Origin of the sequence: Propionivibrio sp. (assembly GCF_049316945.1) — a bacterium.
Lineage (GTDB): Bacteria > Pseudomonadota > Gammaproteobacteria > Burkholderiales > Rhodocyclaceae > Propionivibrio.
In genome coordinates, this window is record NZ_JBMOJE010000007.1 from 23,483 (window position 1) to 38,627 (window position 15,145).

Below are 15,145 nucleotides of genomic sequence, written 5' to 3' on the forward strand. Positions count from 1 at the left end.
GCACTGTGTTTGGCTGTAAGAATTTGAAAAATGCTCTTGAATGAGTATTCTCTAGTCGTTGCGATTCGGCTCGTCGAGCGGCAGGCTCAGTTGCTTGCGTCGGGCGATGAAATCGCGCAGGGCGGTTTCCATGGTCGCGGTGATGCCGGCGCGCAGTTCTTCACCTGCAGTAATCAGGGTGGCTTCGAGCAGCGTCGGCAGTTCGTAGGTTAGTTGTTGCCCGATGGCGTGGGCGATTTCCGAGGCCAGCAGCGAAACCTGGGTTTCGTCAAAGCGCTCCGTGGTGATTGCCGCCGCTTCAGAAACGGCGGCTTCAGAAACCACCTCGGTAAGTACCGGCAGATCATCATCGTCATTCTCCAGCAAAGGTACGCTGGCGGATTCTGCCTTGCTGGTCGGTGTGGCGACAAAACTTCGCCGACGCCGCATCAACGAGTCGGCGCGCTCAACAATATCCGAAAATTCGGCCATCAGTGTTTCTCCGCGAGGTCGAAATACTTGATCTCGTAGCCGCGATCCTTGTAAAACTTCACCCGCTCACGACCTGCCAGCCGCTCTGCCTCTTGCTTCCCAACGACTTCAATAATGCTGGTGAAACGAGAAAACCCGGGAGGGATTTCAGCGGAAAGATTGAACAGTCGCTCGTTTTGCGGCAACGATTCAAGCGTGTCAGTAATCAGCACCGGCGTTTCAGCCGCCAGCGGTGAATTGCTGCGGACGTGCGGCACGAATCCGGTTGGCGGGTGCATCCACAGGTGACGGTCGAGCGTGTCGGCGACTTCGGCATCGGGCGCGAAGACCAGCAAGGCCTTGCGTTGCTGATACGCCTTGCCGATCAGCGCGGCGGCGGCGGCGATGCGGTCGGCGGCGTTATGATAGAAGAAGATCTGGGTCAATGGAGTTTTCCGGCGCGTTTCAGCAGGTAGTGCGTGAGCAACGCGACCGGTCGCCCCGTGGCCCCTTTGTCTGTTCCCGATTTCCAGGCGGTGCCGGCGATGTCGAGGTGTGCCCATTCGAACTTCTTGGTAAACCGCGAGAGGAAGCAGGCGGCAGAAATACTGCCGGCGGGCCGTCCGCCGATGTTGGCCATGTCGGCGAAGTTGCTTTTCAGAAGCTCCTGATAGTCTTCCCACAGCGGCATCTGCCAGGCGCGGTCCTGCGCCTCGTCGCCGGCCTGCAGGAGATCGCGGGCGAGGCTGTTGTTGTTGGCGAAAAGGCCGGTGGCGACATGGCCGAGGGCGATCACGCAGGCGCCGGTGAGCGTGGCGACATCAATCACGGTTGCCGGGTCGAAACGTTCGGCGTAGGTCAACGCGTCACAGAGGACCAGGCGGCCTTCGGCGTCGGTATTGAGTATTTCTATGGTCTGGCCGGACATCGAGGTGACGATGTCGCCGGGCTTGCTGGCAGAACCGCCGGGCATGTTTTCGGAGGCGGGAACGATCACCGTGAGATTGAGCGGAAGCTTCATTTGCGCCACCGCCTTGATTGAGCCGAGCACGCTGGCGGCGCCGCACATGTCGAACTTCATTTCGTCCATTTCCGGGCCCGGTTTCAGCGAAATTCCGCCGGAATCAAAGGTGATGCCCTTGCCGACCAGGACCAGCGGTTTTTCGTCACTCTTGCCGCCCTTGTAGTGCAGGACGATCAGCTTCGGTGGCTGGTGCGAGCCTTTGGCCACCGAGAGCAGCGAGTTCATGCCGAGCGTTTCCATGTCGGCACGTTCGAGAATCTGGCACTCGATGGCATGCTCGCTGGCGATCTGTTGCGCCGTTTCAGCCAGATAGCCCGGAGTGCACACGTTGCCGGGCAGGTTGCCGAGATTTCTGGCCAGCGCCATGCCCGCGGCGATGGCTAGCCCCTGTGCCATTGCTTCTTCCGCCTCTGCCAGTGCATTTCGGTGTTCAATGATAAATGTCAGTTTCCGTAAAGGGCGGCGAACTTCACTTTTTTTGCTCTTGAACTGCTCGAAGCGATAGACGGTTTCCTGGGTGATGATCGCTGCCTGCCGGATGCGCCAGGCAATGCTGCGTTTCTTGACTGCAGTTTCGGTCAAAAAGATTGTGCCATCAGAAGCCCCCGTTTCATTAAGCGCTTTAACTGCGCTACGAAGTGCCGCGCAGTATTCTTTCTCGTGGAATTCCTTTTCCTTGCCTAGCCCGACGAGCAGAACTCGCTCACAGAGGGTGGATGGAACATTGTGCAGGAGTAGTGTTGAGCCGGCTTTTCCTTCCATGTCGCCGCGGCGAATGATGTCGGAAAGGGTGTTGTGTGACGCTTTGTCAATCAACTCGGCGGCAAGAGTCAGTTTGCGCGGTTCGAAAACGCCGACGACGACGCAAGCACTGCGTTGCTTTTCCGGGCTTGCGCTTTTTATGCTAAATTCCACTGGATACTCCCTAAACAATGCAGTTTCGTACCAAAAGTCGATTATCACTGCAGTTTTTCGTTAAAGTCAAAAAATGATCTTTCAGCGTGCCACTCGGCGCGAGTTTACCCACTCTGCTGCCGGCGTTTTTGTTGCGCTCTTCGCTATTTTGCTGACGACCCTGCTGATCCGGTTGCTGGGCGAAGCGGCACGCGGCTCGATTGCGCCGGAAGCGGTGATCGCGCTGCTTGGTTTTTCGGCGCTCAACTACATTCCGGCGTTACTGTCACTGGCTTTGTTCATCGCAATTCTGTTGTCGCTGTCGCGCAGTTATCGTGATTCCGAAATGGTGGTCTGGTTTTCTTCCGGGCAGTCACTTGCGGCGTGGATACGACCGGTACTGGTATTTACCCTGCCGCTGGCGTTTGCGATTGCCGGGATGTCTCTATTCCTTTCTCCCTGGGCGCTGTCGCAGAGCGCTGATTACCGGGGTAATCTCGATACGCGCAAGGATACCGGGCAGGCTTCTCCCGGAGCATTTCAGGAAACTTCTTCGGGGGAGCGGGTCGTTTTCGTCGAGGCCGTTGCCGAGGATGAGAGCTATGTAAAAAACGTATTCGTCAGTTCGGTCCAGAACCAGCGGCTGGGGGTGACGATGGCCGCGACCGGTCACCAGGAAATTGCCGAGAACGGGGATCGTTTCATGGTTCTGGAGAACGGTCGCCGTTACGAGATTGAACCGGGTACGCCGGAGATCCGTATCCTGGAATATGGGCGTTATGCCATTCGTCTGGAGACCAAGGAGGCACGCGGTATAGAGCGGACTCCGCAGAATACGCCAACGCTGGATCTGATGATGAGGGATCTGCCGGCCTATCGGGCTGAACTGCTTTGGCGTCTCAGTGTTCCGCTTTCGGCCATCGTTCTGGCGCTGCTGGCTATCCCGCTATCGTTTGTCAATCCGCGTGCCGGCCGTTCGGCAAACATGCTTTTGGCGTTGTTTACCTATCTCATGTACAACAACCTGCTAACCATCAGCCAGGCGTGGGTGGCCAGCGGAAAAATTTCCTTTGTGGCGGGCCTGCTGGCCGTCCATCTGTTCATGCTGTGTCTGCTGCCGCTTCTTTTCTACCGGCGCATTGCGGTGCTTTCCTTTGTTCGGTTTTTACGATGAAGATTTATCGTCGTTATCTGGCGCGTGAGGTGGCTGGCGGGATACTGCTGGTGCTCGCCGGATTTCTGGGTCTGTTTGGTTTCTTCGACATGATCAGCGAGGTCAAGAATGTTGGTCAGGGAACGTATCAATTACACCACGCCGTTGCGTTTGTTGCGTTGCGGATGCCAGGACGGGTTTATGAACTGATGCCGATTGCCGTTCTGATCGGGACGCTGTATGCCTTGTCGACGCTGGCCAGGCATTCGGAAATTACCGTGTTGCGTGCCTCGGGAATGTCCACCGCGCGCCTGCTCGCAGGGCTGTGTCAGGTGGCGGCAGTTTTCGCCCTGATTACTTTTGTGATTGGTGAAGTCGTGGTCCCGCCATCCGAGCGTGCTGCCCAGCAGTTGCGTCTCAAGGAGAAAGGCCAGATGGTCGGGCAGGACTTGCGCAGTGGCTTGTGGGTCAAGGATGAGCGGAGTTTCATCAACGTCCAGTTTGTCCTTCCGGACACGCGTTTGCGCGGTATTCGCATCTATGAATTTGACCGAAACGCACAACTGCGTTCGGTCACCGAGGCTGACGAGGGCGTATATGTTCCGCCAGCCACTTGGCGGCTTAGTGGCGTCGTTCAGACCGTCCTCCACGGTGAGCGATCCGAGGTGGTCAGAATGCCGGATATGGACTGGCATTCAGCACTCAATCCGGACATCCTCGCCGTGCTGATGGTCTCGCCTGAGCGAATGTCACTGCTGCATCTGTCGGCCTATACCAGGCACCTGGCGGAAAACAGTCAGAAGACGCAGCGTTACGATATCGCCTTGTGGAAAAAAGTAATCTATCCGCTGGCGGCGCTGGTCATGGTCGCCTTGGCCTTGCCTTTTGGCTACAGCCATAACCGGGTTAGCGGCGTCAGCCTGAAGATTTTTTCCGGGGTGATGATCGGGGTCTTCTTTCACATGCTCAACGGGCTGTTTTCCAACCTTGGAGCGATCAATAGCTGGTCGCCGGTGATCAGCGCGATGGCGCCTTCGGCATTATTCATGTTGGCAGCGGCGGCAATGATCTGGTGGGTTGAGCGGCGCTGATTGCTGGCCAGCTGACGCTCATATGGGGGTCTCGCGAGGCTCATGAATAGGCGTTCTACAAGCCATGCGCCTGAAGAGTGGCTTTCTTATTGGCTATGCGGGCTGCCTGCTTGTAGAGCACCGGCTGGCGTGGCTTGCAGAAGCACTATCCCGTGACAAGCTGTGTGCCGGCGATCCGGTCGTGCAGGAACTGCCCGTCGCGGTCAAGCAAGGCCCAAACGATGCCGATTCCGCCAAACCCCAGGCTAGGCCAGCACAGAAGGTAGCGCAGCAGCGCTTGTGTCGGCCGGACAGGGAGCCCAGCGCTGGTTACCAGCCGGATGCGCCAGGTTTTCATGGCCAGCGTTTGACCGCCATTGCTCCAGAACCAGATGAAATAGACAAGCAGGACAAGAAAGAGGTGCGCCCACAAAACCGTCGCTGTGGCGACGCGATGCGCGAAAGCGCCGATCAGTACATGCGGAAGAATCAGTGTTATCGCAAGCACGCCTGACAGTAATAAAATTTCGTAAAACATCCCGGCCAACCGGCGCAGGATTCCTGGACGGGCGAAGCTCTCTTGAACAGGCATCAGGGTTTGGTCGTCGTGTCAGCGGCCGCCGGTGCGGCGGAAGACTTCGCCGTTTCTTCTGCCGCCGTGCTGGCGGGAGGTGTAGGCAGAGCGGGCGGAATTGGCGCGGGAGCGACAGGCTTTGCCAAGGGGGCAGGAATGGGCAGCAAAGGGTCAGTTGTCGCCGGCCGGACGGGTTTGGACACGGGCTTGCTGGCCGCTTGCTGTTTCAGTTTTTCCTTTTCGTCTTCCGGCAGGCTGGAATACTCTTCCCACTTTTGCTTGAGTTCCTGTTTTTTCTCGGTTGGAAGCTGGTTGGCCGATTTAAAGTTTTCACGCGCCAACTCCCTTTGTTCAGGCTTGAGCTTTCCCCATACCTGCATCTGACCCTGGATGCGGCGCTGTTCTTCCGGCGTCATTGTGGAAAAACGTTCGGCTATGCCGAGCCACTTTTTCTGGCGGTAGTATTCGAGCGAATCCCAGTCGTCACTCAATGGTGCGAGGACGATTTTCTGCTGCACCGTCAATTCGCTCCACTTCGGCTGCGGCGGCGTTGCAATGAGCGACGGGCTGGACGTTGCCGCCCAGCCCGAGGTAACGAGAAAAAAGCTTAAAATTATTCCGGCGAGGCGCGTTTTAACCATGCATCAAAACCTTTGTCGGTAAATGCGCCAATGGGAAGATCATCGGCAAGCAGGGCGCTATCGATGTTGCCAAGTTCGGTGACACGCTGATCGGCCATCCAGAAAGTGGAAAAAACGACGCACAGGAGCAAGGCGAGCGCGGCAACCACCTGCGTTATGTGCTGGTGGCCAAAGTGGTGATGAACGAAACTGCCCGCGCTGGCCAGTACCGACTGGCTTACCGCCTGTCTCTGGCAAGCCAGAGCACTCTGTCTGGCCGCAGCGAGCCGGTCTACTGTTTCGGGTCGCAACTCGTGCAGGCTGCGGTTCAGGTGCTGCCGGACCCGGTAGGCGAAATGTTGTTCGTTCATAGCGTGATTCCTTTTGCTTTCAAGGCAACTGCCAGTGTGTGTGTGGCACGCGAGCAGTGTGTTTTTACGCTGCCTTCCGAGCAGCCCATTGCGGAAGCGGTATCCGCAACATCCATGTCTTCCCAGTAACGCATGAGGAAGGCTTCCCGTTGACGTGCAGGAAGCAGTTTAATTTCTTTTTCAATGATTGCAAGGACTTGGGATTGCTGCAACTGCCCGTCGGGAGTATTTGGCGTGTAAGACCCCGATTCGACAGCGATGGTTTCCAGCGGATCGTAGTCCTCGTCATCGCTCGGCGACAGTGCCGAAAGCAGGGTGGTCCACAGCGAGCGGACTTTACTGCGCCGATAATAGTCGCGAATCGTGTTTTGCATGATGCGCTGGAAGAGCAGCGGCAGTTCTTCGGCCGGGCGGTCGCCATATTTTTCGGCGAGTTTCATCATCGAGTCCTGCACGATATCAAGTGCTGACTCTTCGTTACGCACGGCAAACATCGCTTGCTTGAAAGCGCGACGCTCTGAAGCGGCGAGAAAATCCGAAAGTTCGCGTTGGCTGGCCAGAACTAGATCCTTGTTATTGTCGGGCGGGATTAAATCCCTTGGTAATCGGCCGTTTCAGTGGAAGCCTTGACCAATTGTGGTCTAGGCTTTAACGTTACAGGCTTTTTCGAGCATTTTGCTTGGTAAGGCGAGGATGATGACCATGATGACCGGTGCGGAGATTGTAATCAGGTGCCTGCAGGAAGAAAAGGTCGAATATGTATTCGGCTATCCCGGCGGGTCGGTTCTTCATATTTACGACGAGTTGTTCAAGCAGGACAAGGTCAAGCATATCCTGGTCCGTCACGAACAGGCGGCAGTGCATGCGGCCGATGGCCTGGCTCGCTCGACGCACAAGGTCGGCGTGGCGCTGGTGACCTCCGGCCCCGGTGCGACCAATGCCGTGACCGGCATTGCGACGGCCTATATGGATTCGATTCCGCTGGTGATCATCACCGGTCAGGTGCCGACTCACTATATCGGTCAGGATGCCTTCCAGGAGTGCGACACGGTCGGGATTACCCGGCCCTGCGTCAAGCACAACTTCCTGGTCAAGGATGTGCGCGACATTGCCATGACGATGAAAAAGGCTTTCTACATCGCCAATACGGGTCGTCCGGGTCCGGTGGTGGTGGATATTCCAAAGGATATTACCGCCGCGAAATGCAAGTTCGAGTATCCGAAAGAAGTCCAGATGCGTTCGTATAACCCGGTCGTCAAGGGGCATCTGGGGCAGATCAAGAAGGCTGTACAACTCCTGCTTGGCGCCAAGCGGCCGATGATTTACTCCGGTGGCGGCGTGATTCTCTCCAATGCGGCCGAACAGTTGACCACGCTTACGCGGCGCCTTGGCTTCCCGATTACCAATACCCTGATGGGGCTGGGTGCCTACCCGGCGACCGATCCTCAGTATCTTGGCATGCCTGGCATGCATGGCACGGTCGAGGCCAACATGGCGATGCAGCATTGTGACGTTTTGCTGGCCGTCGGCGCCCGTTTCGATGATCGGGTGATCGGCAACCCGGAGAATTTTTCTTCACTGCCGCGCAAGATCATTCACCTTGATATTGATCCTTCGTCGATTTCCAAGCGCGTTCGCGTCGATGTGCCGATTGTCGGCAACGTTCCGGATGTGCTCGCGGAGATGATCAAGTTGCTTGAGAGCGAACCGGGCAAGCCGGATATCGCCGACTGGTGGACCGAGATTGAAGGCTGGCGTTCCAAGCAGTGCATGAAGTACAAGATGAACGACGTGATCATGCCGCAATACGTCATCGAGAAGCTATACGAGGTGACGGGCGGCAACGCGATCATCACTTCCGACGTCGGTCAGCATCAGATGTGGGCGGCGCAATACTACAAGTTCGACAAGCCACGGCGCTGGTTGAACTCCGGTGGTCTGGGCACCATGGGTGTCGGCCTGCCTTACGCCATGGGTGCCGCTTTGGCCAATCCGGGTATGCAGGTGGCTTGCGTCACCGGAGAAGGCTCGATCCAGATGTGCATCCAGGAACTGTCGACGGCCAAACAGTTCCGCCTGCCGATCAAGATCATCAACCTCAACAACCGCTATCTGGGCATGGTTCGTCAGTGGCAGGAAATGTTCTACGGTAGCCGCTACTCCGGTTCCTACATGGATTCGCTGCCCGATTTCGTCAAGCTGGCCGAGGCTTACGGCCACGTCGGCATTCGTGTCGAGCGGCCGGAGGACGTTGAAGGGGCGCTGAAAAAAGCCTTCATCGACCACAAGGACGATCTGGTGTTCCTCGACATCCTTACTGACCGGGAAGCGAATGTATTCCCGATGGTGGCGGCAGGCATGGGCCTGTCGGACATGATTCTGGCCGAAGAACTGTAAGGGAAATACATCATGCGACACATTATTTCAATTCTGCTGGAAAACGAATCCGGCGCGCTTTCGCGTGTGGCCGGCCTGTTCTCGGCGCGTGGCTACAACATCGAGTCGCTGACGGTGGCGCCAACCGAAGACATGTCCTTGTCCCGTTTGACCATCGTCACCAGCGGTAGCGATGAAGTGATCGAGCAGATCACCAAGCAATTGAACAAGTTGATCGACGTCATCAAGGTCGTCGATCTCTCTGAAGCCGCGCATATCGAGCGCGAGCTGATGCTGATCAAGGTTCGCGCCACCAGCAAGGACCGCGAGGAAATGAAGCGCATGGCGGAAATCTTCCGTGGGCGCATCATCGACGTTACCGAGTCGACCTACGTGATTGAACTCACCGGCAGTGGTTCCAAGCTCGATGCCTTTATCCAGGCCATCGATGCGGATTTGATCCTCGAAACCGTTCGCACCGGCGTCAGCGGTATTGGCCGTGGCGATCGAATTCTTAAAGTCTAACCAGAAATTTCTCCAGATATTTCGCACGAAAGGAACACCATGAAGGTTTACTACGACAAGGACGCTGACCTCTCGCTGATCAAAGGCAAGAAAGTCACGATCGTTGGTTACGGCTCGCAGGGTCATGCCCACGCTCAGAATCTGACCGATTCCGGCGTTAATGTAACGGTTGGCTTGCGCAAGGGCGGCGCTTCCTGGAGCAAGGTCGAGAAGGCCGGGATCAAGGTTGAGGAAATCGCCAAGGCCGTCAAGGGCGCCGATGTCGTGATGATGCTGTTGCCGGACGAGAACATCCCGGCCGTGTATTACAACGATGTCGAGCCGAACATCGAAAAGGGAGCCGCGCTGGCCTTTGCCCACGGCTTTAACATTCACTACAATCAGGTGGTGCCGCGCGCCGATCTGGATGTCATCATGGTTGCGCCGAAGGGCCCCGGTCACACCGTTCGTTCGGAATACCTCAAGGGTGGGGGCGTTCCCTCCCTGATCGCAGTGCATCAGGATGTTTCCGGAAAGTCCAAGGACATCGCTCTTTCCTACGCGGCAGCCAACGGTGGTACCAAGGGCGGCGTGATCGAGACCAATTTCCGTGAAGAAACTGAAACCGATCTCTTCGGTGAACAGACCGTGCTTTGCGGTGGTGCTGTCGAACTGGTCAAGATGGGCTTCGAGACGCTGGTTGAAGCCGGCTATGCGCCGGAAATGGCCTACTTCGAGTGCTTGCACGAACTCAAGCTGATCGTGGACCTGATGTACGAAGGTGGCATCGCCAACATGAACTACTCGATCTCGAACAATGCCGAGTACGGCGAGTACGTGACCGGTCCCTCGGTGATCAACGAAGAGTCGCGCAAGGCCATGCGTGAAGCACTGAAGCGTATCCAGAACGGTGACTACGCCAAGGCGTTCATCCTGGAAGGCAAGACCAATTATCCTTCGATGACCGCGCGTCGCCGTCTGATGGCAGAACATCCGATCGAGACGGTCGGTGCCAAGCTGCGTGACATGATGCCGTGGATCAAGAAGAATAAACTGGTCGACCAGACCAAGAACTGATTGATGCAGTGAGGAGTCAGGGGTGAGGAGTGAGGGGTAACAACCTCGCGCCTTGCCCTTTGTTTTTCTCCTCGCTCCTCGCTCCTCGCTCCTCACCCTTTACTCCTTACAAGTTATCCGCATCCGATTCTTGCCAAGGAAGGCTGGCCGTTCATTGCCGGCTCTCTTGTTCATGTCATTTGCCGGGCTCTGCAGCAGAAGTGGTACTAGCCGGGCAGTATCGTGGCCATCGCCTTGGGTATCGCGCTTCTTTCCTCCGAACCGTCGATGGCCTTGTTCGGGCTGTTCGTAGTTTATGCACTCTCTGGTTATGTTCTTGCGCTGGGGCGGTTCTTGCGTTGAAAGGCGCCCATTAAGGCTGATTAGACTTGATTGCTGCGCGGGCGGTTAAGTCTGGCATAGCCGATCACGGCGCAAAAGAAGATGAGTGAAAGCCCAATTTCGATCACAGCCAGCCACTGGCTTGTGCCTGTTTCGGTGTTGGCGCGCACGACGCCTTCGGTGAAATAAAGCAGTATCAGCATCGATGACCACTGGTAAGTATATCGGCGACCATGCAGGATGCCGAAGAGTGGGGCCAGCAAAGGAATGCATTTCAGGACCAGCCAGGAACCTCCGGGCTGAATTGGTGCGAGGCGCAATTCCCAAGCCAGGCAAAGGAAGATCAGTACGATCAGGCTGATGCAGGAGGTTAAATAGAGATTGCGTATGGTCATCGGGGTAGTTTTGGAGTGAGATACTGGCAAAGCATTCTCTGCTCTGCCGGTATCTGTCGTGTTATTCAGACTGTGGCCGAGAACGGAGCCTCGGCACGGCGGTTCATTATAGAGAACTTATGCTTTTACGGCTTTCCTCTTTCCGTGCTTTCGCAGCGCGTATTTTCCGTCGATTTATCGAAGAAAATTTCGATCAGATCAGCGCCAGCCTGGCTTTTACAACGCTTCTCTCGCTGGTGCCGCTGGTCGCCGTTGTTCTTGGCGTCATCTCTGTGCTACCCGGCTTTCTCGGGATGATTGATCAACTCGACCAGTTTGTCGTTCGCAGCCTGCTGCCGGAGCGTAGCGCCGGGATGATTATCAAGTACGTATTGCAATTTTCGCAAAAAGCGGCGGATGTCACCCTGGTCGGTTTGTCAGTGCTGCTAACGACGGTCTCCTTGTTGCTGATGAGCATCGAGAGAGCGCTCAATCACGTCTGGTCGGTCACGGAGAATCGCCCGTGGTGGCGCCGTGTGAGGCTGTATGCGGCAGTTCTGGCCTTATGGCCGCTGATTGTTACCTGCGTGGTCGTTGCCATTTCCTTTGCGGTGACGGAATCGCTCGGGCTGGTGGATGAGCCCCCCTGGCTACGCAACTTACTGTTCAAGGCGGCCGGCTTGTCAGTTGCGGCTATTTTCTTTTCCGGGCTATATTTTTCCGTTCCCAATGCCCGGGTACAACTGCGTGACGCGCTATGGGCTGGCTTGTTTGCGGCCTTTGGCTTTCTGTTGATGCAAAAAGCATTCGGCTTCTACCTGTCACACTTTCCGTCCTTCACCCTTGTTTATGGCGCTTTTGCCACCGTGCCGATTTTCCTGCTGTGGTTGTATCTGTCCTGGGCAGTGGTGTTGCTTGGTGCTTTGGTTGCCGCGACATTGCCCGAGTTCAGGGGTAAATGTAGCCAGGATGGGGCCCCGGTTTAAGCAGGAAGTGTGTCGGGCTCGATTGAGAAAACCGCTATCTGGCTGTTTTGCTCGTCAAGGCGGGTGCTTCTCACCTCCCTTACTTCAATATTTTCCTTTTCGACGACAAGAACCAGCTTATTGGCCTGCTTCACCAATGCGCCCGAAGGGACAACCAGCATTTCGGTCGAGCGTAGCGCCTGGATTTTTGGCAGGATAAGAACAGGCAGGCGGCCGAATCCGCCGGTTTCGGCAGGAAGGGCAAGGAGGGCTGGCACCGCACATGTCGCCAGAATCTGCAGGCCAAGTTCCAGATGTTCCTGATTTTCGGACAGTGCCCAGCGGATTATGCAGATTTGCCAGTTATCCCCGGTTTCAGTCCGGATCGCGGTGACATCACCGACAGACATGCCGCCTGTTTTCCCCGAGACGTGCATGGCAGTGTAGCCATCGGGGCTTTCGTTGGTAATCATCCAGCTTGATGTTTCGATGGTCTCCGCCGCATCTCCATCCTGGAACAGGCGCCACAGGCTGTCCAGACCGGAACAAAGGACTGCGCGGTAGTTCTGCCGGCGGCGCGGGAAACGGCGCTTGCTTGGTTCGCCCCAGGAGGTGATGAGCCGACGCAGGACACCATGTCCGGCAGGTGTGCCGGCGAAGTCCGGCAGGTTGATCTGCTGTGGTGCGCCGCCGGCTTCGAGCGAAGCGAGTTGTGTCTTGAGTAGCGTCGCGAGTCGGTCGCAGGAAAAGTAGAGAACGGGTGTATCTGGCGGCGCTGTTTTTCGCGAGCAGGCGAATGCCGCTGCATCACACGCCGGGTCGATCCAGAACGTGGCGGGCGTTTTGGCTGGGATGCTGTTGGTCGAATCGATCCAGTCAGCAAAGTTTCCAAGATATGCAGCGACGAAATTCACTTCACATGAGGTTAAAGACGCAGGTTGTGCGCAGCCAAGCAGAACCGCCGAGAAATAGATGTTCTGCAGAGTGCTGGCAGCGTTTTCCGGCGTATTGCTGGCGAGCCCAAGGCGACGGGCTGTGTCGTAAGCTTGATGCAGTTGCTGCCAGATTCCGACACCCGCTGGAGATGCCGCCAGATTGCTGATCAACAGATGCTGTGAGAGTGCGTAAAGGTCTCTCCAGAGGGCGAGGTCCTGTGCCTGGAGTGGCTCGCGATTCAAGTGATCGTCAATGATTTCTGGTGTGGTCAATAAATCTTCCGCCAACGTTCGAAGCAAATCCTGGAGGTTGCGTATCAGATGCCTCGTATTACGTGGGATCGGGATGGGGAGTACAGCACCGGACAGGATGGGGAGCAGGGTTGTGACAACAGAGATGCTGCGCGTGTATAACCGCTCCTTTATAGAAGCGTGTAGCTCAGGCGATATCTGGCTGGCGCGCAAAGTCCCCAGGTGGCCCTGCAGGGGCGCCAGATCGTCTTTCGCGCTAAGCGGTGGTGGCGCATCCAGCCAAGTGGAAATGGCGTTTATGCCTGCCTGCGAGAAAGCAGTGGGCTCGATACGGTTTGAACCTGAAAGCGAATCGATCATGGCGCCTAGTGAAAAAATCACATCATAAACTTGCGGAGTATAGCTTGCGCATCAGAGGTTTGTAAGATTTTGACGGCGCTGTTGCTGCGCATGAATAAATCCCCTTCATCCGTCGAAAACATGTCGGCGATTAAATATCAGCTTGTTCTTTCGTGCTTTCTTGTTATAATTTCGCCCTTTTTCTGAATTTGGAATAGATCCTATGGTAGTTATTCGTCTCGCCCGTGGTGGCGCGAAAAAGCGTCCTTTCTACAACATGGTGGTGGCTGATTCCCGCACCCGCCGTGATGGCCGATTCATTGAGCGGATTGGCTTCTACAATCCGATCGCTACGGACAAGGAAGAAGGCCTGCGCATTGCCGCTGATCGCTTGAGCTACTGGCAACAGCAAGGTGCTCAACTGTCACTGACCGTTGCCCGCCTGGTCAAGCAGTCCGGCATCAAGGGTGCGGTAGCGGTTGCTTGAAGTTCTCTTGCCTGAATCTGCTGGCTCGGTAACTCCTGCCGATATTGTTGTGCTCGGCAAGATCGTAGGTCCCTATGGCTTGCGCGGTGCGGTGAAGGTTCATCCTTTTGCCGACGATCCTCTGGCTTGGGCCAAGCTGAAGCATTGGTGGGTCGGACAAGAGGGACTTGCCCCCGAGCTCTGGCGACAGACCCGCGTGCTGAATTGCAAGGCGCATGGCGACATTCTGATTGCCGAACTGGAGTGCGTGCCCGATCGCAATGCGTCGGAGGCGGCGCATGGGGTGCTGGTCGGGGTGCCGCGCGCTGCGCTACCACCGGCAGGCAAGAATGAGTATTACTGGGCCGATCTGATCGGTCTTGATGTGGTTAATACGCGGGACGAGTTGCTGGGCCAGGTCCTCGGGCTGATCGAAACGCCCGCCAACGATGTGGTACGGGTTGGCAATGGTGAGAAAGCCGAGCAGCTTCTGCCATTTGTTGCGGCGGTCATTCTTGACGTTGATCTGGTGGCAAGGAAAGTTCGTGTTGATTGGGAAGCCGATTGGTAACACGGCTGCCACGGAAGGAGCGCTTCATTGCCGATGTGGTGACGCTGTTTCCTGAAATGTTTGTTGCGCTGACGCAATCGGGTGTTACGCGGCGGGCGCTGGAAGAAGGTCGCTGGAGTCTGGATTTCTGGAATCCGCGCGATTTCACCGAGGACAATCACCGCACTGTAGATGATCGTCCCTATGGCGGAGGGCCGGGGATGGTGATGCTGCCGGGGCCGCTGGAAGCGGCAATTGCTGCCGCCAAGGCACGGCAAGCCGCAGCGGGCTCGGTCAGCAGCAGGGTGGTTTATCTCTCGCCGCAGGGGGCGCCACTGACTCATCGGCGGGTGATGCAGTTTGTGCAGGATGCAGCGCAGGGCGAAGAAGGCGTGGTTTTGCTCTGCGGGCGTTACGAAGGAATCGACGAGCGTTTGATCGAGCGCTGTGTCGATGAGGAAATTTCGATCGGGGATTTCGTGCTTTCGGGCGGTGAAATCCCGGCAATGGCCTTGCTGGACGCCGTTGTCAGGCAGTTGCCGGGCGTCCTGAACGACGCCGAGTCGGCACAACAGGATTCGTTTGTTGCGGGTTTGCTGGATTGCCCGCATTTTACGCGGCCTGAGGAGTACGAAGGTCAGCGGGTGCCGGAGGTGTTGTTGTCCGGTCATCACGAGAAGATTCGTCGCTGGCGTCTGACACAGGCGCTGGGGCGGACGAGGCAGCGACGCCCTGATTTGCTGTTGGGGCGTACGCAGTCTAAAGAGGAAACGCAACTCCTGGTGCAGTTACAGGAGCAATGCGGTCAGGATAATAAAACGTAATGTTTG

At 56.6% G+C, this 15,145-nt stretch carries 18 protein-coding genes; 9 read left to right on the top strand and 9 right to left on the bottom strand.

What is annotated here, in order from left to right; genetic code table 11:
• Positions 1–51: 51 nt before the first annotated feature.
• The 3 genes from ACOYNV_RS02975 to ACOYNV_RS02985 are packed head-to-tail and all read right to left on the bottom strand — an operon-like array spanning position 52 to position 2,389.
• Entirely contained in the window at positions 52–471 is a 420-nt protein-coding gene (locus ACOYNV_RS02975) for a hypothetical protein (RefSeq protein WP_422898252.1), read from the bottom strand.
• Positions 471–896, bottom strand: a complete 426-nt coding sequence (locus ACOYNV_RS02980; protein ID WP_422898253.1) for a DNA polymerase III subunit chi — start codon at positions 894–896, stop codon at positions 471–473. The genes ACOYNV_RS02975 and ACOYNV_RS02980 overlap by 1 nt, the downstream gene beginning before the upstream one ends.
• On the bottom strand, positions 893–2,389 hold the full coding sequence (locus ACOYNV_RS02985; protein WP_422898254.1) for a leucyl aminopeptidase: 1,497 nt from the start codon (positions 2,387–2,389) through the stop codon (positions 893–895). Before ACOYNV_RS02985 ends, ACOYNV_RS02980 begins: the two co-directional genes overlap by 4 nt.
• Positions 2,390–2,462: 73 nt before the next feature.
• Between ACOYNV_RS02985 and lptF the strand changes: the two genes are divergently transcribed.
• Together lptF and lptG are read left to right on the top strand one after the other, a co-directional pair.
• Positions 2,463–3,542 (top strand): LPS export ABC transporter permease LptF, encoded by a 1,080-nt coding sequence (lptF, locus tag ACOYNV_RS02990; protein ID WP_422898255.1) that lies wholly within the window; start codon positions 2,463–2,465, stop codon positions 3,540–3,542.
• Complete coding sequence (lptG, locus tag ACOYNV_RS02995) at positions 3,539–4,612, top strand: LPS export ABC transporter permease LptG (RefSeq protein WP_422898256.1); 1,074 nt, start codon at positions 3,539–3,541, stop codon at positions 4,610–4,612. The genes lptF and lptG overlap by 4 nt, the downstream gene beginning before the upstream one ends.
• Positions 4,613–4,757: 145 nt before the next feature.
• Here the strand turns inward: lptG and ACOYNV_RS03000 are convergent, their stop codons facing one another.
• The 4 genes from ACOYNV_RS03000 to ACOYNV_RS03015 are packed head-to-tail and all read right to left on the bottom strand — an operon-like array spanning position 4,758 to position 6,746.
• Positions 4,758–5,183, bottom strand: coding sequence for an RDD family protein (locus ACOYNV_RS03000; RefSeq protein WP_422898257.1), 426 nt, complete (start codon positions 5,181–5,183; stop codon positions 4,758–4,760).
• On the bottom strand, positions 5,183–5,806 hold the full coding sequence (locus ACOYNV_RS03005; RefSeq protein WP_422898258.1) for a DUF3106 domain-containing protein: 624 nt from the start codon (positions 5,804–5,806) through the stop codon (positions 5,183–5,185). Before ACOYNV_RS03005 ends, ACOYNV_RS03000 begins: the two co-directional genes overlap by 1 nt.
• Positions 5,779–6,156 (bottom strand): DUF3619 family protein, encoded by a 378-nt coding sequence (locus ACOYNV_RS03010; RefSeq protein WP_422898259.1) that lies wholly within the window; start codon positions 6,154–6,156, stop codon positions 5,779–5,781. Before ACOYNV_RS03010 ends, ACOYNV_RS03005 begins: the two co-directional genes overlap by 28 nt.
• Positions 6,153–6,746, bottom strand: a complete 594-nt coding sequence (locus ACOYNV_RS03015; RefSeq protein ID WP_422898302.1) for an RNA polymerase sigma factor — start codon at positions 6,744–6,746, stop codon at positions 6,153–6,155. Before ACOYNV_RS03015 ends, ACOYNV_RS03010 begins: the two co-directional genes overlap by 4 nt.
• A gap of 103 nt (positions 6,747–6,849) precedes the next feature.
• Here ACOYNV_RS03015 and ilvB point away from each other — a divergent pair, with 103 nt between their 5' ends.
• The 3 genes from ilvB to ilvC are packed head-to-tail and all read left to right on the top strand — an operon-like array spanning position 6,850 to position 10,113.
• Positions 6,850–8,553: a biosynthetic-type acetolactate synthase large subunit gene (gene ilvB, locus ACOYNV_RS03020; protein ID WP_422898260.1), complete on the top strand. Its 1,704-nt coding sequence runs from the start codon at positions 6,850–6,852 to the stop codon at positions 8,551–8,553.
• Between the two features lie 12 nt (positions 8,554–8,565).
• Complete coding sequence (ilvN, locus tag ACOYNV_RS03025) at positions 8,566–9,057, top strand: acetolactate synthase small subunit (protein ID WP_422898261.1); 492 nt, start codon at positions 8,566–8,568, stop codon at positions 9,055–9,057.
• A gap of 39 nt (positions 9,058–9,096) precedes the next feature.
• Complete coding sequence (gene ilvC / locus ACOYNV_RS03030) at positions 9,097–10,113, top strand: ketol-acid reductoisomerase (RefSeq protein WP_422898262.1); 1,017 nt, start codon at positions 9,097–9,099, stop codon at positions 10,111–10,113.
• A 362-nt stretch (positions 10,114–10,475) separates the two neighbouring features.
• Here ilvC and ACOYNV_RS03035 read toward each other — a convergent pair whose 3' ends face one another.
• Positions 10,476–10,829 (bottom strand): DUF2069 domain-containing protein, encoded by a 354-nt coding sequence (locus ACOYNV_RS03035; RefSeq protein WP_422898263.1) that lies wholly within the window; start codon positions 10,827–10,829, stop codon positions 10,476–10,478.
• A gap of 119 nt (positions 10,830–10,948) precedes the next feature.
• Between ACOYNV_RS03035 and ACOYNV_RS03040 the strand changes: the two genes are divergently transcribed.
• Positions 10,949–11,794 (top strand): YihY family inner membrane protein, encoded by an 846-nt coding sequence (locus ACOYNV_RS03040; RefSeq protein ID WP_422898264.1) that lies wholly within the window; start codon positions 10,949–10,951, stop codon positions 11,792–11,794.
• Here the strand turns inward: ACOYNV_RS03040 and ACOYNV_RS03045 are convergent.
• The gene (locus ACOYNV_RS03045; RefSeq protein WP_422898265.1) at positions 11,791–12,981 is read right to left on the bottom strand and encodes a hypothetical protein; all 1,191 of its coding nucleotides are present in this window, start codon (positions 12,979–12,981) and stop codon (positions 11,791–11,793) included. The genes ACOYNV_RS03040 and ACOYNV_RS03045 overlap by 4 nt on opposite strands.
• Positions 12,982–13,522: 541 nt before the next feature.
• Between ACOYNV_RS03045 and rpsP the strand changes: the two genes are divergently transcribed.
• Genes rpsP through trmD form a run of 3 tightly spaced genes read left to right on the top strand, consistent with a single transcriptional unit; the run spans position 13,523 to position 15,139 of the window.
• Positions 13,523–13,786 (top strand): 30S ribosomal protein S16, encoded by a 264-nt coding sequence (rpsP, locus tag ACOYNV_RS03050; protein ID WP_422898266.1) that lies wholly within the window; start codon positions 13,523–13,525, stop codon positions 13,784–13,786.
• 7 nt (positions 13,787–13,793) lie between these two features.
• Entirely contained in the window at positions 13,794–14,336 is a 543-nt protein-coding gene (gene rimM, locus ACOYNV_RS03055) for a ribosome maturation factor RimM (RefSeq protein ID WP_422898267.1), read from the top strand.
• The gene (gene trmD, locus ACOYNV_RS03060; RefSeq protein ID WP_422898268.1) at positions 14,318–15,139 is read left to right on the top strand and encodes a tRNA (guanosine(37)-N1)-methyltransferase TrmD; all 822 of its coding nucleotides are present in this window, start codon (positions 14,318–14,320) and stop codon (positions 15,137–15,139) included. The genes rimM and trmD overlap by 19 nt, the downstream gene beginning before the upstream one ends.
• The last annotated feature ends 6 nt before the right edge of the window (positions 15,140–15,145 follow it).